This is a genomic window from Leifsonia sp. 2MCAF36 (assembly GCF_052115525.1).
Lineage (GTDB): Bacteria > Actinomycetota > Actinomycetes > Actinomycetales > Microbacteriaceae > Leifsonia.
The window spans coordinates 206,054-220,986 of sequence record NZ_JBFRGV010000003.1; the positions used below are offsets into that span (position 1 = coordinate 206,054).

Consider the following 14,933-nt stretch of genomic DNA (forward strand, 5'->3'; position numbering starts at 1 on the left):
GCCGAGCGGTGCTCCCACCTCAGCCGCCCTCCCCAGGCGCACCCGATGAGAGAAAGCAAGGAATGACCGCCGGAACCGCAGGAGCCATCAGGCCCAAAGCGAAGGTCCGCCTCGGCGACCGCGTCTTCTCCAGCAGCACCATCGTGGCCGGATCGCTCATCCTGGCCACTCTCGCCGCTGTCGCGATCTTCCTCGTCGTCCAGAGCATCCCGGCCCTCTTCGCCGGCCCGGGAGAACTCCCCAACAACGCCACCAACTTCTGGTCGTGGGTCTGGCCGCTGGTGTTCGGCACCATCTGGGCCGCCCTCATCGCCCTGCTGATCGCGACGCCGCTGTCCATCGGCATCGCCCTCTTCATCTCGCACTATGCGCCGCGCCGCGTCGCGTCGGTGCTCGGCTACATCATCGACCTGCTGGCCGCCGTCCCCTCGGTGGTCTTCGGCCTCTGGGGGATCGCGACGCTGTCGTCGTTCGTGCAGCCGTTCTACGCGTGGCTCGGCGCCAACGTCGGATGGTTCCCGCTCTTCGCGCCGCCCGTCTCGGGCACCGGCCGCACCATCCTCACCGCCGGCATCGTCCTCGCCGTCATGGTCATCCCGATCATGACGGCCATCTGCCGTGAGATCTTCCTGCAGACCCCGCGCCTGCACGAGGAGGCCGCGCTGGCCCTCGGCGCGACGCGCTGGGAGATGGTCAAGATGGCCGTCCTCCCCTTCGCCCGCAGCGGGATCATCTCCGCCATCATGCTCGGACTGGGCCGCGCCCTCGGCGAGACGCTCGCCATCGCGATGGTGCTCTCCCCCGCGCTCGTCGTGAAGTTCGCGGTGCTGCAGGCGCAGAGCCCGAACACGATCGCGGCCAACATCGCGCTGCAGTTCCCCGAAGCGACCGGGATCAGCGTGCAGGCGCTCATCGCATCCGGCCTCGTACTGTTCGTGGTGACCTTGCTCATCAACGTGCTCGCCCGTTACATCGTCAGCCGCCGCAAGGCCTTCTCGGGAGCGAACTGATGGCCTCCACCACTGTCACCGCAACGGCACCGCGTCCGCTCGCGAACTCCTACACCGCCGGCAAGCTGCCCCGCTGGGCGCCCTGGACCATGCTCGTCGTGTCGTGGGTGGTGTTCGGGGCGATCTTCGCCATCCTCGCCGCCAGCGGGACGACCAAGGACTTCAATATCGTCGGCGCGATCTTCTTCGGAACGGTGCTGTTCGACGTCGCGATCTATGCGACTTCGCTGCTCGTCGAGGGTTCGCGGAAGGCGATGGACCGGCTGGTCACGTCGCTGGTCGCCACCGCGTTCATCATCGCGCTGCTCCCGCTGATCTCCCTCGGCTGGACGGTCGTCGCGCAGGGCCTCGCCCGCTTCGACCTCACGTTCTTCTCCGAGTCGATGCGCAACATCATCGGCGACGGCGGCGGCGCACTGCACGCGATCGTGGGAACGCTCGAGATCACCCTGATGGCGGCCATCATCTCGGTCCCGATCGGCCTCCTGACCTCGATCTACCTGGTCGAGTACGGGCGCGGGACGCTGGCCCGCGGCATCACCTTCTTCGTCGACGTGATGACGGGCATCCCCTCGATCGTCGCCGGCCTGTTCGCCTACGCGCTGTTCGCGATGTTCTTCGGCCCGGCCATCCGCAACGGCTTCATGGGCGCGGTCGCGCTCTCGGTGCTGATGCTCCCGGTGGTGGTGCGCTCCAGCGAGGAGATCCTGCGGATCGTCCCCAACGAGCTGCGCGAGGCGTCGCTGGCCCTCGGAGTGCCGAAATGGCTGACCGTCCTCAAGGTCGTCCTGCCGACCTCGATCGCGGGCCTGGTGACCGGTGTCATGCTGGCCGTCGCACGTGTCATCGGTGAGACCGCACCCCTGTTGATCGTCGCGGGCTTCACGACGAGCATGAACTACGACCTCTTCAACGACCGGATGATGGCGCTGCCGGTGTTCGTGTACACCCAGTACACGCAGGCCGCCGGTCTGCACGCGCAGGCGTCGATCGACCGGGCCTGGACGGGCGCGCTCGCCCTGATCATCATCGTGATGCTGCTGAACCTGATCGGCCGCGTCATCGCCAAGGTCTTCGCCCCCAAGTACGGCCGCTGAACCGGCCCACCCGACTAGCAAGGCCAATTCTCAAAGGAGTCACGGCGTGTCCAAGCGCATCGAAGTCAACGACCTCAACGTCTACTACGGCAGCTTCCGCGCGGTCGAAGGCGTGTCGCTCACCATCGAGCCCCGCACCGTCACCGCGTTCATCGGTCCGTCGGGCTGCGGAAAGTCGACGTTCCTCCGCACGCTGAACCGCATGCACGAGGTCATCCCCGGCGCGTACGTCGAGGGCGAGGTGCTGATCGACGGCAACAACCTGTACGGCACGGGCGTCGACCCGGTGCTCGTGCGCCGGCAGGTGGGGATGGTGTTCCAGCGCCCGAACCCGTTCCCGACCATGAGCATCCGCGACAACGTGCTTGCCGGCGTGAAGCTGAACAACCGGCGGATGTCGAAGAGCGAGGCCGACGAGCTGGTCGAGTCCTCGCTCCAGGGCGCCAACCTGTGGAACGAGGTCAAGGACCGTCTCGCGCTCCCCGGCTCCGGCCTCTCGGGCGGTCAGCAGCAGCGCCTCTGCATCGCCCGCGCGATCGCCGTCTCCCCGGACGTGCTGCTGATGGACGAGCCGTGCTCCGCGCTCGACCCGATCTCGACCCTGGCGATCGAGGACCTGATCGAGGAACTGAAGAACGACTACACGATCGTGATCGTGACCCACAACATGCAGCAGGCCTCGCGGGTCTCGGATCGCACCGCGTTCTTCAACATCGCGGGCACCGGCAAGCCGGGCAAGCTGATCGAGTACAACGACACCAACCAGATCTTCTCCAACCCGACCGTGCAGGCCACCGAGGACTACGTCTCCGGCCGCTTCGGCTGATCCCGGACCTCGCCCCTCGCCCATCCGCCCCTCCGCCCCTCTGCCGAGTACTCAAAAAGTGCACGCGACACGCCGGTCCCGCGTGCACTTTTTGTGTACTCGGCGGTGGGTGCGGAGCGCTAGGAGGGGATGGCGACGATGGGAGGGGTGGTCGGCTTGGTGGAGCCGCCGCGCGGCTCGACGGTGACGCCGACGGTGTCGCCAGCGGCCATGTCGCCGGTGAGGACACGCCAGGTCGAACCGGAGCCGGCCGGCTCCATGGTGCCGGCGGGGATCGCCTGACCGTCGCGCATGTACCACAGCTCATAGGTCTTGTCCGCGGGCAACTGCGGGAGGTCGTTGGCGACGAGGGCGGAACGGCCGAGCGCTCCCGACCACACGAGCGTCGCGGTCCCGCCGCCGGCGATCGACGCGGTCGCGTGCTGGACGTCGGACGCCGCGTTGATCTGGGCCAACGCGGACGCCTGCTGCGAGGTGTACGAGTTGGTGCCGGAGAGGGCGGAACCGACGAACGCGCCGCCGACGAACAGCACGATGGCGGCGGCCGCGGCGCCGAGGAGCAGGGCGGGACGCTGGAACCACCGACGCTGGGCTGTGCGCTCGGCACCCCCCGTGGTCGTCGCTGGAGGGGCGGGCGCCGCAGGCGCTGCAGCAGGCGCAGGCGCGGATGCGGCGGGCAGCTGCGGGGTGTCCGCCAGCTTGGCGAACAGCGCCGCCTTCAGCTCGGGGCGTGGGGTGACCGCCTCGGCGGAGAGCGCCAGCTCAGCGGCGACCTCTTCAAAGGCGCGCGCCTCCTGCTCATCGTCCGCACCCAGGCGGTAGCCCAGTCGCCCCTCGCGGTCGTTCTCGGCGGTCATGTCGTCACCCCCAGTTCCTGTCGCAGCCGTATCATCGCATCGCGCAGCCGTGTCTTGGCTGTGCCGAGCGGGATGCCCAGTTCTGCCGCGACCTCGGACTGGCTGAGGCCGCCGTAGTACGCCAGGGCGACGGCCTCGCGCTGGGGCTCGCTGAGCTTCGCCATGGCCTCCTCCACCCTCTCGTGCTCCACGCGGACCTCCACCGTCTCGGCCACCTGGTCGTAGGCGGTCGGCAGGTCGCGGATGCCGACGGCCCTATCGCGGTCGCGCGAAGCCTGGGAGGCGCGGATCCGGTCCACGGCGCGCCGGTGGGCCATGGTGAGGATCCACGTCTGCGCTCGACCCTTATTCGGATCGAAGCGCGCAGCGGATTGCCACGCCTCCAGGTAGACCTCCTGTGCGACCTCCTCCGACTGCGCGGCGTCGATCAGGAAGCGGCGGATGAGGCCGAGCACCCGCGGCGCGGTGGCGTCGTAGAAGCGCGAGAACGCATCCTGGTCGCCCGTCGCCGTGCGGATGAGGAGGGCGTCGAGGTCGACCGCAGGGGCGTCCTCCACGTCGTCTCCGCTCATCCGGCCCGTCGGCGTTCCCGAGGGGTTCGCTCGGCAGAGTAGTGCCGGGCCGCAGAACGCCTCTCGGCGCGAGGCCGCTCGAAGCGGCTAGTTTTGGAGCCCGGGGTTACTGCGGCCCGGCGTCATCCAGTGTACAGGAGCGCTTCTGGCCGCCGCCGGGCGTGGCGTTCGCAGCGGGAGAACGCGGATGCGCGCGGAGGGGTTGACTCGCCGCCGCCGAGTAGACCCGGCACGTGCGTGCTCAGTCGAGGGAGTCGGAGCGCCAGAGTCGCGCGCAGGCCGTGAGCTCCTCCGCGGTCCGGGTGAAGCGCAGCGAACGCGTGGTCAGCTCGCTGGCACGTTCCGGGTCGAGGATGTCCCGATCGTCGGCGACGGACGCGGCCCCCGCCGCCGCCACCCGGCAGAACGCGGCCGCACGGTCGAGCGCAACGGCGAAGTCGCCCTCGAACAGCCCGCGCAGGATGCGGTCGGCGAGCTCGGTGATCTCGGCCGGTCCCGCCGGGTTGGGCGCTCCCGCGATCACCGGGTCGATGGACGGCAGCACCTCGGTTCCCCGCTGGTACAGGTACGCGGTGCCCTCCGCATCCTGTCGGATCAGCAACCGGAGCAGGTAGATGCGCCACAGCGCGCCGGGCAGGCTCTTCGCGTTCGAACGCGACCACAGCTCGGCGAGCGCATCGATGCCGTGCTCGTCGGTGAAGGCGACCAGCCGGTTCACCACCTCGGGGTCCGGGTTGTCGCGGACGCGCGCCAGCAGGGCTCGCGCGGTCTCGTGCGCGACCCGGCTGATCTGCGCGGGATCCTCGCCACCCATGAAGGCCTCGAACATTCCACTCGTGAACAGGGCGGGCTTGTGGAAGCGGTCGGACATCCTCCTATTCTGCCCCTGCGACCGGACCGGGTGAATCCACGCTAGATTGGAGGCGAGGGCCTGTAGCTCAGTTGGCAGAGCATCGGACTTTTAATCCGCGGGTCGTGGGTTCGAGCCCCACCGGGCCCACCCTTCGAAGCGTGGCCGTGTACTGGAATCGGTTGTGCATGTGGACGCTGCCGAACGAGTGGTACGAAATCGTGTACCACTTGGAGGAATGATGGCCATCACGGCGAGCGAAGCGCGAAGCGACCCGTTCGGGCTTATCGAGCGCGTCAACCTGGACCAGACCGCGGTCGAGATCATCTCCAAGCGCGGCTCCGCAATGCTCACGTCCAAGGACGAGTACGACGCACTTGTGGACACCGCGTACCTTCTGCGCTCCCCCACGAACACGCGCCGCCTCATCGACGCCTCCGTTACGCTCATACTGTGGGGGTTCCCCATGGACCCGTGCCTCGGCCGCATCACCTGCCGCGCCTGAGCACAGGAACGGCTACTTCATCGAGGCCCAACCGGTCCCGCACGGTCGGGCTGCACGTCGAAGTCCGCCAGCCACGGGAGGTACGGGATCCCCGCGCGCGCCCTCTCCATACGTCGGTACGTCGAGCTCGGTACCACCATGGCGCCCCCATCCAGCGGGAAGTGCGGCGCATCCGCCGTCGACCGGAGGATGTGGCCGTCGGGTAGACGGGCGAGCGACACGAATGTGCCATGATCGAGGGTTTCCGAGAACCCACCGTCGGCCGCGGCGGCGATGAGGTCGCGGAGGGTTCGGACGCCGGTGTCGCCGGCGGGCAGCCTCCAGGTGGCGCGCTCGATTTCCACTGTCAGAACGCTGCCGTACGCGTTCCAGCGCAGCTCGGCCGCACCCGAACGCTGCGACGACAGGGTCACTGCGGTGTCCCGGTGGTCACGGAGTATCCCGACCGCGTCGCCATAACGCGCGATCACCTCGCCGATCACGTCGGTCAATTGGCGCAGGAAGGCGTCTGCTGGGACCTCTTCTGGTATGCGGCCGGGCTCAGCCATGTCGGAACGCCGGTCCGGGGCCGGGAGGCGGGTGGCTTTCGGGATGCGCAGGCGAACGCGGTAGTCCGGGCCGCCATACCCTGCGGGGCCGCCGAGGTCCGGGACGGCGGGAACCTGACGTTCGATCCTGTCCGCAGGATCGCTCGTCAGGTAGTGCGCACCGGCAACCGGCACCATGCGGGTGTGGACCGCGGTGATGCCCTCGACCTGGCCGCGCACGTCCAAGGGCGGCGTCAAATCATTCGTCGGGTGACGGTCGTCGAAGTACTCCGTCCTGTCCACTCCGCCGCTTCGTGAGGCGACAGCGAGAAGGGCGAGGGTGATGTGGTCGCCAATGGCGAACGGCACACCGCAGCACGCGTACTCTCCCCCGAAGACGAGCACGTCGATCGTCGTCGTGGCCTCAAGCATGCCGCCAGGCTAGCGGCAGCAGCACGGCCACAACTACGGCCAGACGGATGGCGGCCTAAAGGCCGACCTGGCCCACCGCGTAGGCCGCCTGCTCCGGCGTGAAGTTGTTGCCATAGGGCGACGTCAGCTGATCGAGAAGCGAGTCGTGTGAGAACCCCTGACCGCTCGACATGTAGGCCTTCGCGGCGACGACCGCCTGTGCATTCCAGTCGGGGTTCAACGAGTCGACCGCGAGGGTGGCATCCGCCACCGGGAACCCGTTTCCGTAGGAAGACGTCAGCTGGTCGATCAGCCCCTGGCGACTGAATCCCATACCGCTCGACAGGTAGGCCTTGGCCGCCATGACCGCCTGGAGTTGCGAAGGGCTCATCGCAGGTGCAGCCGGCGTCGCGGGAGTGGGCGAAGCCGAGTGGAGAGACGCCGTCTTGACCACAGTCAGCTTCACTTTGGTTCCCGCTTTGACCCGAGCACTCGCTTTGGGCGACTGCTTCGTCACGGTCCAATCTTTGGAGAGCACCACGAAGCTGCCCTTTGGCGCACTGTATGCATAGCCCAACCCACCCTTTTTCAGGGTGTTCTTAGCGACATACGCGGTCTTGCCGACAACATTCGGAACGACCTTGGTAGAAGCAGTCGCGGCAACCTGGCCACCGGTTTCCGAGAAGGGAGCCACTGCCGCCCCGCTCGACACAGGCCCGACCACGAGAGCGGCTAAGGCAACCGCTGCAATGGCCAACAGCTTGTGGCGATTGAGGAGTCGTATCGGGGTGCGCATGTGAATTCCTTCAGTTTCGGGCTCGCTTGAAACGTATCGTTGGTCGACCAAGTGGGCCAACACCCCAGAGCGAGGGTCCACATTCAGCAACGAAATGTTCACCGTTCACCGCTAGCGTGAGCGCGTGGCCCCTTCCCTCCCCGAGCCGATCGAGCTCGAGCAGGACGAGTCGCCGGCGCATCCGGCCGCGTCCGCCCCGTCCTCCGCGTCCGCCGCGTCACGAAAGCGCGGATCGCTCGTCTCTATCGACGAGATGACTGTTCGACGGACCGCCACGCGCTTCTGGCCCGCGCTCACCGCCCTGGGCGTGGGATGCGTCGTGGCCACGCTCATCCTCGCGGCCGCCCTGCAGTCCGAGTTCCCGCTGTTCTCCGAGGCGTCGGCAGCGCGTGGCCGCGACTGCACGAAGATCGCCAGTGCCCGGCACGCGCTCGACGCCGCACTGGGGGCCCACCTGCCGTTGCGGTCCCGGGATGCGGACGCCGCCCGGGCCATCCGCTCGGCGGTCGCCGCTTTCGACGCGCGCACCCAGGATCTGGCGACCCCGGCCGTCCAGTCGGCGCTCGGCCCCATCCGGGGCGGACTCCACACCCTCTCGGACAGCGTCCAGGCCTACGCGGCGGCACCGAGCGCATCCCTCGCGGACGACGCGGTGGAGGAGGCCAACAGCCAGGTCACGCAGGCCTGGCGCGGCGCGATCGCCCGCGTCTGCTCCTGACTGCGCGAGCGGTACGCACCCGGGAGGGGGCCGGGTCCCGGCGGCCTGGCAGGATGGACGTATGACGGCGCTCGGCTCCTGGCTCGCACGGTGGTGGACGGTCGGGGTGCCCGCAATCGGCGTCGTGGTCCTGGTGGCGTTCTGGACGGCGGAGCTCAACACGGTGGCCGTCGCCGTGATCGCCGTCGTCCTGGCCGGGACGGTGCTCGCCGCCGTGCAGCACGCCGAGGTCGTCGCGCACCGGGTGGGCGAACCGTTCGGCTCCCTCGTGCTCGCGGTGGCGGTGACGATTATCGAGGTCGCTCTCATCGTCACACTGATGACGACGGGCAAGGACTCCCCCGAGCTCGCCCGCGACACCGTCTTCTCCGCCGTGATGATCACGATGAACGGCATCGTCGGGCTGTCGCTGCTGCTCAGCGCGTCCCGTCGCGAGTCCACCGCGTTCAATGCTCAGGGCAGTGGAGCGGCCCTCGCCACCGTGACCGCGCTCGCGACGCTGACGATGGTGCTGCCGAGCTTCACCTCCGCGCCCGGGCCGGTCTTCTCCACACCCCAGCTGATCTTCGCGGCGGTCGCCTCACTCGCCCTGTACGGGATGTTCGTGCTCACCCAGACCATCTCGCACCGCGACTTCTTCCTCCCGGTGGGCAGCAAGGGCCAGCCGCTGACGGAGGACGACCACGCCGAGGCGCCGTCGAACCGCACCACGTGGACCAGCCTCGCGCTGCTCCTGGTGTCCCTGGTCGCGGTCGTCGGGCTCGCCAAGCTGGAGTCGACGCCGATCGAGCGCGCCGTGACCGGGATCGGCCTCCCGCAGTCGTTCGTCGGCGTCGTGATCGCCCTGCTGGTGCTGCTCCCGGAGGCGATCGCCGCAGCGAAGGCGGCCATCCTGAACCGCACGCAGACGAGTCTGAATCTGGCGCTCGGCTCCGCCATGGCGAGCATCGGTCTCACGATTCCGGCGATCGCCGTCGCGTCGATCTGGCTGCCCGGCGCACTGCACCTGGGTCTTGGGGCGAGTCAGATCGTCCTGCTCGTGCTGACCGTGCTGGTCAGCATCCTCACGATCGTGCAGGGCCGGGCCGTCCGCCTGCAGGGCGGCATCCACCTGGTCCTCTTCGCCGCGTTCATCTTCCTGTCGATCGCGCCGTAGCGGGTCGTAGCGCGTCGCGGTCAGGCGGATGCGGTCGCCGCGTCGAACAGCTGCGCGGCCGCCTGCAGGGCCGCGTCGGGAGTGCCACCGCGCATCGCGGCGCTGGCGGACGCGCCGTCGAACAGCAGGGTCAGCTGCACGGCCAACAGGTGCGGGTCGCGCGCGCCGGCCGCCGCGGCCTGCCGCTCGAAGTAGGCGGTCAGCTCCTCCTTGAAGTGGCGGGCGACGATGGCGGCGGGATGCGCACGGTCGCGCAGTTCCGTCGCCACGTTCACGAACGGGCAGCCGTAGAAGTCGCTCACCTGCGCCGCCTCGTGCAGCGCCTCGAACACGTGCAGCGTCCGCTCGCGCGGACTGCCCTCATCATCCGCGGCGAAGTAGCCGGCGACGACCCGCGGGCCGTACTCCTGCAGCATCGTCGCGACGATCGCATCCTTGCCGTCGAAGTGCTGGTAGATCGACCGCTTGGAGACCTCGGCCTCCTGCGCCAGCCGGTCGACCCCCACCGTGTTGACGCCCTCGCCCATGAAGAGCCGGGCGGCTGCCGCCAGCACGCGGTCGCGCGGCTTGGGCTTCGGCAGGGTCGTCGCGGTGGTCATGTACCGATGATAGGGCGACGCTTGCAGAATGTAAACCGATCTGTGTACATTGAGTCCAGCATCGATACACAGATCTGTTTACTTTTTGGAAGGACCATCATGACCGACATCACCGGACGCGTCGCCCTCGTCACCGGCGCCAACCGCGGGCTCGGCGCCGCCTTCGTCACCGCTCTGCTCGAGCGCGGCGCCACGAAGGTCTACGCCGCCGCCCGCCGCCCCGAATCCATCGCCTCCCGCGACCCCCGCGTGGTTCCGCTGGAACTCGACGTGACCGACGCCGAGAGCATCCGCCGTGCCGCCGCCATCGCGACCGACGTCACCGTACTCGTCAACAACGCGGGCATCGCGGCGAACGCGTCGCTGGTGACCGGCGACCTCGACGAGATCCGCCGCGAGCTCGACACCAACTACTGGGGCCCGGTGCTCGTCACGCGCGCCTTCGCCCCGGTGCTGGAGGGTAACGGCGGCGGCGCGATCGTGAACATGCACTCCGCCCTCAGCTGGCTGGCCACCGGCTCATACAGCGCCACGAAGGCCGCCCTCTGGTCCGCCAGCAACTCGGCCCGTGTGGAGTTGGCGCCCGCGGGCATCCAGGTCGTCGGCGTCCACGTCGGCTACGTCGACACCGACATGGCCGCAGGTGCGGAGGGTGTGAAGGTTCCGCCGCAGCAGGTCGCCGAGCAGGCGCTGGATGCCGTCGCGAACGACGAGGCCGAGGCGATCGTCGGCGAGACCGCGCAGTTCGTCAAGTCACGACTGCACGAGGACGTCCGCGTGCTCTACCCCCAGCTGGCCAAGTAGGCCTCACCGCCGAAACCCTCCGGCCGGATGCCCCAACTCAGTGTCCAGGTCTCGCCCGGCTCCAGCCAGCGCAGACCGGTACCTGAGTTGAGGGCGTTCGCCGGGGCGGTCATCGGCTCGATCGCGAGGGCCACCCCGCCCGGCTTGGTGGCGAACTTCCGGTGCGTGAACACCTGCACGTAGCGGAATGCGTCGTCGCCCCAGAGCACCACCCGGCGGCCGTCGTCGGCGGCGAGGGAATGCTCGACGGGTCCGTCGGGCAGGTCGGCGAAGCCGGTGTCGAGGTCCAGCTCGCTGACCCGGCGGCCCGCGGACAGGTCGTACGGCGTACCGGCCACCGGCACCTCCCCGGTGATGTTGCTGCGGTCGTCCACCTCGAAGCGGGTGCGAGCGGCCACCGTCACGGTGAGTTGCTCGGGAGGGACGTCGGCGATCCGCAGGTAGGGATGGGCGCCGACCGCCACGGGCGCCGCCGCCTCGCCGACATTGCTGACGGTGTGGGTCACCGAGAGCCCCTCGGTGTGCAACTCGTGCGTCACGGTGGTCTCCAACGCGAACGGGTAGCCGGGCTCCGGGAAGATGGCGGCGGCCTGCGTCACGCTCGCGTCGCTGCGGTCCACCAGCTCGTAGGGGCGGCGGCGCAGCAGCCCGTGGATGGCGTTCCGCTTCGCCGGCTCGGTCAGGTCGAGCTGACGGGGCGCGCCCTCGTACTCCCAGCGCCCATCCGCGACCCGGTTCGGCCACGGCACCAGCACGATCCCGCACGCCGAGGGCGGCTGCTCCTCGGCCGGGTACGGCTCGGTCAGGTCGGACTCCGCGAAACGAAGGGACCGGATCCCTGCCCCCACCTGGACGATGGTGGCGCTCAGGTCGCCGAAGTCGAGTTCGTACTGATCACCGGTCGCGGGTCGCATGGGAACAGGTTAGGCCTCAGGCCACGACAACAGGGAGTCCTGCATCCCGCAGCGCTTCGACGGAGTCGCCCGGGGCCGACACTCCCGTGAGCAACTCGGCCACCTCATCCACCGCGGCGATGCGGCCCAGGTGGGTACGGCCCAGCTTGCTGCCATCGGCGACCACGACTGCCCGCTCCGCCGATCGCACCATCACCCGTTTGAGGTCCGCCTCGGGCAGGTTGACGTTCGTGATGCCGCCGGTGGGATGCACGCCGGTGCAACCGATGAATGCGATGTCGGCGTGCACACGCTCCAGCAGCACAGCCGCGAGGGGTTCGACGAGGGAGTGCTGCAGCGGCCGCAGCGTACCGCCCGTCACGACGACCTCGAAGCGCGGGATGGCGCGTTCCAGCTCCAGTGCGATGGTGAGGCCGTTGGTGATGACGGTGATCCCCTCCAGGTCGTCGCGCTCCACCAGCGCGCGCGCGATCGCGGCAGTGGTGGTCCCGACGTCGAGGAGCACGCTGCTGCCGGAGACGACCATCGCGGCGGCGGCCTGGCCGATGCGGCGCTTCTCCTCCGCCGACGACTCCAGCGCCTCCTCGAAGCTCACCTCACGCGTCCCCGCCGCGCGAAGCATCGCTCCGCCGTGCACGCGGCGGATGCTCTGCTCGCGGTCGAGCGCATCCAGGTCGCTCCGGATGGTCACATCGGACACCTGGAACGCCTCGCTCAGATCGGAGACGCGAGCGAAACCGGCGCGGCCGATCAGCTCGAGCATCCGTTCGCGCCGGAGTGCGGCGGGCAACGGTTCGCTCATGAACCCATGCTGGATCGCTTGCGTATTCTTGTCAATGCGAAAGCCACAGCGTATTCTGTCTTTCGAAAACGAAAGGATGGCATGGCTGCGATCACGAAGCGTCCCACCCGTCTCTCCGACGGCCGCGACCTCATCTACTACGACGACGCCGACACTACGCTGAGCCCCGAACGCAAGCCGGACCAGCGCGAGGCGGCCCCCCGTCCGGCGACCGCGACCATGCGCCAGGACCCGCTCACCGGCGAGTGGGTCTCCATCGCGGCCGCCCGCCAGAACCGCGTCATGCTTCCCCCGGCCGAACTCGACCCGCTCGCGCCGGCCACCCCGACGAACCCGTCGGAGATCCCCGACCTGTACGACGTCGCGGTGTTCGAGAACAAATCCCCATCGTTCGGGCCGCTGATCGACGACGGCAACGCGCCGGAAGGCATCGACGACCTCGCGGCCGTCGGACTCGGCCGCACCCGCACCTCCGTCGGCCGCTGCGAAGTCGTGTGCTTCAGCCCGGCGACGACCGGCGCCTTCGGCAGCCTCACCCCCTCCCGCGCCCGCACGGTGATCGAGGCCTGGGCCGACCGCACCGCGCAGCTGTCGGCACTGCCCGGCGTGCAGCAGGTGTTCCCCTTCGAGAACCGTGGCGAAGCCATCGGCGTCACCCTGCACCACCCGCACGGGCAGATCTACGCGTACCCGTACATCACGCCGCGAACGGCCAACCTCATCCGCTCGCTCGACGCCTACGGGCCCACCTTGTTCGCAGACATCCTGGAGCGCGAGCGGGCCTCCGAGCGCGTGGTGCTGGCCGGCGAGCACTGGACGGCGTTCGTTCCCTTCGCCGCCCGCTGGCCGATCGAGATCCACATGCTGCCGCACCGGCACGTCGCCGACCTGGCCGAGACGAACGCCGCCGAGCGGGACGAACTCGCCACCCTCTACCTGCGCGTACTGCGCGGCGTCGACGCGCTCTACGACTCCCCCACCCCGTACATCGCGGCCTGGCACCAGGCGCCGGTCGGTGTCCGGCGCGACGAGATCCGTCTCATGCTGCAGCTCACCTCCCCTCGCCGCGGCGCCGATAAACTGAAGTTCCTGGCCGGCTCCGAGGCTGCCATGGGCGCCTGGATCGGCGATGTCCCGCCCGAGCAGGCGGCCGCGGCGCTGCGCGAGGCCATCTCGCGCGCCGACGCGGAGAACCCGGTCGGCGAGCTGCCGGTCTCCGTCACCGAACTCGTGACCGCATCCACTACCGACCGAGAGGCTGACCGATGACCGACCTGCGAACGGCCGTCCGCGACGACTACACCCAGATCTTCGGCCACGAACCGGACGGCGTCTGGTCGTCGCCCGGCCGCGTGAACCTCATCGGTGAACACACCGACTACAACCTCGGCTTCGTCCTGCCGTTCGCCATCAACCGCCGCACCCTGGCGGCCGTCGGCGTGCGCGATGACCGCACCATCCGTGTCGGCAGCACGTTCACCGACGAACTGGTGGAGGTGTCCCTCGACGACCTGACCACGGAGGCGCTCAGCGGCTGGTCCGCGTACCCGCTCGGAGTCGTCTGGGCGCTCGGCCAATTCGGCGCCGACCTGGCGGCCGTGCCGGGTGTCGACATCCTGATCGACTCCAACGTCCCCGTCGGCGCCGGACTTTCGTCGTCCGCCGCCATCGAAGGGGCCGTCTCGTTCGCGCTCGACGAGATCTGGCAGCTCGGGCTCGACCGTCAGACGCTCGCCAGGGTCGGTCAGCGTGCCGAGAACGTCGCCGTCGGAGCACCGACCGGGATCATGGACCAGTCCGCGTCCCTCCTCGGCGAGCGCGACGCCGCCGTCTTCCTCGACTGCCGCTCGCTCGAGTCGCAGATCGTGCCGCTCGGGCTGGAGGATGCCGGGCTCGAGATCCTCATCATCAACACCGGAGTGATGCACGACCACGCGACCGGCGGGTACGCCGAGCGGCGGGCGTCCTGCGAGGAGGGCGCGCGCATCCTCGGCGTCGAGGCGCTGCGGGATGTGTCGGTCGCCGACCTCGACCGCGCACGCGAGCTGCTCGACGACGTGACGTTCCGCCGGGTCCGCCACATCGTCACGGAGGACCAGCGCGTGCTCGACACGGTACGGACCCTGCGCGAGGAGGGGCCGGCCGCGACCGGCGGTCTCCTCGACGCCTCCCACGTCTCGATGCGCGACGACTTCGAGATCTCGGTTCCCGAGCTCGACCTCGCGGTCGAGACGGCGCAGGCGAACGGTGCGATCGGCGCCCGGATGACCGGCGGCGGCTTCGGCGGCTCGGCGCTCGCACTGGTGCCGGCCGACGCGATGAGCCGCGTGCTGGTCGCGCTCGATGGCGCGTTCGCGGAGCACGGCTTCGGCCAGCCGGAGCTCTTCACCGTCCGCGCCTCCGAAGGCACCCGGCGCGAGAGCTGACGCGACGCGGCCGCCGCCCCTGACGGCAGGTGCGGCCGTTTGTCACATCCGCTGCTGCGCGCA

Annotated in this window: 17 protein-coding genes and 1 tRNA gene; 10 read left to right on the top strand and 8 right to left on the bottom strand. The window is 69.3% G+C overall.

What is annotated here, in order from left to right; translation table 11 throughout:
- The first annotated feature begins 62 nt into the window (after nucleotides 1–62).
- The 3 genes from pstC to pstB are packed head-to-tail and all read left to right on the top strand — an operon-like array spanning nucleotide 63 to nucleotide 2,933.
- A complete protein-coding gene (gene pstC, locus AB4079_RS06300) occupies nucleotides 63–1,010 on the top strand; it encodes a phosphate ABC transporter permease subunit PstC (RefSeq protein WP_441786438.1) in 948 nt (315 codons plus the stop codon).
- Complete coding sequence (gene pstA, locus AB4079_RS06305) at nucleotides 1,010–2,107, top strand: phosphate ABC transporter permease PstA (RefSeq protein ID WP_441786439.1); 1,098 nt, start codon at nucleotides 1,010–1,012, stop codon at nucleotides 2,105–2,107. The genes pstC and pstA overlap by 1 nt, the downstream gene beginning before the upstream one ends.
- A gap of 46 nt (nucleotides 2,108–2,153) precedes the next feature.
- A complete protein-coding gene (pstB, locus tag AB4079_RS06310) occupies nucleotides 2,154–2,933 on the top strand; it encodes a phosphate ABC transporter ATP-binding protein PstB (RefSeq protein WP_441786440.1) in 780 nt (259 codons plus the stop codon).
- Between the two features lie 119 nt (nucleotides 2,934–3,052).
- On the opposite strand, the gene AB4079_RS06315 is transcribed toward pstB, so the two are convergent.
- The 3 genes from AB4079_RS06315 to AB4079_RS06325 form a co-directional block, all read right to left on the bottom strand.
- Nucleotides 3,053–3,790, bottom strand: coding sequence for an anti-sigma factor (locus tag AB4079_RS06315; protein WP_441786441.1), 738 nt, complete (start codon nucleotides 3,788–3,790; stop codon nucleotides 3,053–3,055).
- Nucleotides 3,787–4,362, bottom strand: coding sequence for an ECF RNA polymerase sigma factor SigK (sigK, locus tag AB4079_RS06320; RefSeq protein ID WP_441786442.1), 576 nt, complete (start codon nucleotides 4,360–4,362; stop codon nucleotides 3,787–3,789). The genes AB4079_RS06315 and sigK overlap by 4 nt, the downstream gene beginning before the upstream one ends.
- 241 nt (nucleotides 4,363–4,603) lie before the next feature.
- Nucleotides 4,604–5,233, bottom strand: coding sequence for a DNA-directed RNA polymerase subunit beta (locus AB4079_RS06325; RefSeq protein ID WP_441786443.1), 630 nt, complete (start codon nucleotides 5,231–5,233; stop codon nucleotides 4,604–4,606).
- A 56-nt stretch (nucleotides 5,234–5,289) separates the two neighbouring features.
- Between AB4079_RS06325 and AB4079_RS06330 the strand changes: the two genes are divergently transcribed.
- Together AB4079_RS06330 and AB4079_RS06335 are read left to right on the top strand one after the other, a co-directional pair.
- Nucleotides 5,290–5,362, top strand: a tRNA-Lys gene (locus AB4079_RS06330).
- 91 nt (nucleotides 5,363–5,453) lie between these two features.
- A complete protein-coding gene (locus tag AB4079_RS06335; protein ID WP_441786444.1) occupies nucleotides 5,454–5,717 on the top strand; it encodes a type II toxin-antitoxin system Phd/YefM family antitoxin in 264 nt (87 codons plus the stop codon).
- Nucleotides 5,718–5,734: 17 nt separating this feature from the next.
- Here AB4079_RS06335 and AB4079_RS06340 read toward each other — a convergent pair whose 3' ends face one another.
- A complete protein-coding gene (locus tag AB4079_RS06340; protein ID WP_441786445.1) occupies nucleotides 5,735–6,676 on the bottom strand; it encodes a DUF6578 domain-containing protein in 942 nt (313 codons plus the stop codon).
- Nucleotides 6,677–6,731: 55 nt separating this feature from the next.
- Nucleotides 6,732–7,451, bottom strand: coding sequence for an Ltp family lipoprotein (locus tag AB4079_RS06345; RefSeq protein WP_441786446.1), 720 nt, complete (start codon nucleotides 7,449–7,451; stop codon nucleotides 6,732–6,734).
- Between the two features lie 124 nt (nucleotides 7,452–7,575).
- Between AB4079_RS06345 and AB4079_RS06350 the strand changes: the two genes are divergently transcribed.
- Together AB4079_RS06350 and AB4079_RS06355 are read left to right on the top strand one after the other, a co-directional pair.
- Nucleotides 7,576–8,169 (top strand): transporter, encoded by a 594-nt coding sequence (locus AB4079_RS06350; RefSeq protein ID WP_441786447.1) that lies wholly within the window; start codon nucleotides 7,576–7,578, stop codon nucleotides 8,167–8,169.
- Nucleotides 8,170–8,230: 61 nt separating this feature from the next.
- A complete protein-coding gene (locus AB4079_RS06355; protein WP_441786448.1) occupies nucleotides 8,231–9,325 on the top strand; it encodes a calcium:proton antiporter in 1,095 nt (364 codons plus the stop codon).
- A gap of 20 nt (nucleotides 9,326–9,345) precedes the next feature.
- Here AB4079_RS06355 and AB4079_RS06360 read toward each other — a convergent pair whose 3' ends face one another.
- On the bottom strand, nucleotides 9,346–9,924 hold the full coding sequence (locus AB4079_RS06360; RefSeq protein WP_441786449.1) for a TetR/AcrR family transcriptional regulator: 579 nt from the start codon (nucleotides 9,922–9,924) through the stop codon (nucleotides 9,346–9,348).
- Nucleotides 9,925–10,023: 99 nt separating this feature from the next.
- Between AB4079_RS06360 and AB4079_RS06365 the strand changes: the two genes are divergently transcribed.
- Nucleotides 10,024–10,728 carry an SDR family oxidoreductase gene (locus AB4079_RS06365; RefSeq protein WP_441786450.1) on the top strand — a complete coding sequence of 235 codons (705 nt, stop codon included), beginning with the start codon at nucleotides 10,024–10,026 and terminating at the stop codon, nucleotides 10,726–10,728.
- Here AB4079_RS06365 and AB4079_RS06370 read toward each other — a convergent pair.
- Nucleotides 10,707–11,642, bottom strand: a complete 936-nt coding sequence (locus AB4079_RS06370; protein ID WP_441786451.1) for an aldose 1-epimerase family protein — start codon at nucleotides 11,640–11,642, stop codon at nucleotides 10,707–10,709. The two genes, AB4079_RS06365 and AB4079_RS06370, sit on opposite strands and share 22 nt — an antisense overlap.
- A 16-nt stretch (nucleotides 11,643–11,658) precedes the next feature.
- The gene (locus AB4079_RS06375) at nucleotides 11,659–12,444 is read right to left on the bottom strand and encodes a DeoR/GlpR family DNA-binding transcription regulator (RefSeq protein ID WP_441786452.1); all 786 of its coding nucleotides are present in this window, start codon (nucleotides 12,442–12,444) and stop codon (nucleotides 11,659–11,661) included.
- A gap of 81 nt (nucleotides 12,445–12,525) precedes the next feature.
- Between AB4079_RS06375 and galT the strand changes: the two genes are divergently transcribed.
- Together galT and galK are read left to right on the top strand one after the other, a co-directional pair.
- Complete coding sequence (gene galT, locus AB4079_RS06380; RefSeq protein ID WP_441786453.1) at nucleotides 12,526–13,713, top strand: galactose-1-phosphate uridylyltransferase; 1,188 nt, start codon at nucleotides 12,526–12,528, stop codon at nucleotides 13,711–13,713.
- Nucleotides 13,710–14,870 (top strand): galactokinase, encoded by a 1,161-nt coding sequence (galK, locus tag AB4079_RS06385; protein ID WP_441786454.1) that lies wholly within the window; start codon nucleotides 13,710–13,712, stop codon nucleotides 14,868–14,870. Before galT ends, galK begins: the two co-directional genes overlap by 4 nt.
- Nucleotides 14,871–14,933: the final 63 nt, after the last annotated feature.

What these genes read in the sequence shown, in the direction of transcription:
- pstC (WP_441786438.1), top strand. Translation starts at nt 63, where the DNA reads ATGACCGCCGGAACCGCAGGAGCCATCAGGCCCAAAGCGAAGGTCCGC.
- pstA (WP_441786439.1), top strand. Translation starts at nt 1,010, where the DNA reads ATGGCCTCCACCACTGTCACCGCAACGGCACCGCGTCCGCTCGCGAAC.
- AB4079_RS06315 (WP_441786441.1), bottom strand. Translation starts at nt 3,790, where the DNA reads ATGACCGCCGAGAACGACCGCGAGGGGCGACTGGGCTACCGCCTGGGT.
- sigK (WP_441786442.1), bottom strand. Translation starts at nt 4,362, where the DNA reads ATGAGCGGAGACGACGTGGAGGACGCCCCTGCGGTCGACCTCGACGCC.
- AB4079_RS06325 (WP_441786443.1), bottom strand. Translation starts at nt 5,233, where the DNA reads ATGTCCGACCGCTTCCACAAGCCCGCCCTGTTCACGAGTGGAATGTTC.
- AB4079_RS06335 (WP_441786444.1), top strand. Translation starts at nt 5,454, where the DNA reads ATGGCCATCACGGCGAGCGAAGCGCGAAGCGACCCGTTCGGGCTTATC.
- AB4079_RS06340 (WP_441786445.1), bottom strand. Translation starts at nt 6,676, where the DNA reads ATGCTTGAGGCCACGACGACGATCGACGTGCTCGTCTTCGGGGGAGAG.
- AB4079_RS06345 (WP_441786446.1), bottom strand. Translation starts at nt 7,451, where the DNA reads ATGCGCACCCCGATACGACTCCTCAATCGCCACAAGCTGTTGGCCATT.
- AB4079_RS06355 (WP_441786448.1), top strand. Translation starts at nt 8,231, where the DNA reads ATGACGGCGCTCGGCTCCTGGCTCGCACGGTGGTGGACGGTCGGGGTG.
- AB4079_RS06360 (WP_441786449.1), bottom strand. Translation starts at nt 9,924, where the DNA reads ATGACCACCGCGACGACCCTGCCGAAGCCCAAGCCGCGCGACCGCGTG.
- AB4079_RS06365 (WP_441786450.1), top strand. Translation starts at nt 10,024, where the DNA reads ATGACCGACATCACCGGACGCGTCGCCCTCGTCACCGGCGCCAACCGC.
- AB4079_RS06370 (WP_441786451.1), bottom strand. Translation starts at nt 11,642, where the DNA reads ATGCGACCCGCGACCGGTGATCAGTACGAACTCGACTTCGGCGACCTG.
- AB4079_RS06375 (WP_441786452.1), bottom strand. Translation starts at nt 12,444, where the DNA reads ATGAGCGAACCGTTGCCCGCCGCACTCCGGCGCGAACGGATGCTCGAG.
- galT (WP_441786453.1), top strand. Translation starts at nt 12,526, where the DNA reads ATGGCTGCGATCACGAAGCGTCCCACCCGTCTCTCCGACGGCCGCGAC.
- galK (WP_441786454.1), top strand. Translation starts at nt 13,710, where the DNA reads ATGACCGACCTGCGAACGGCCGTCCGCGACGACTACACCCAGATCTTC.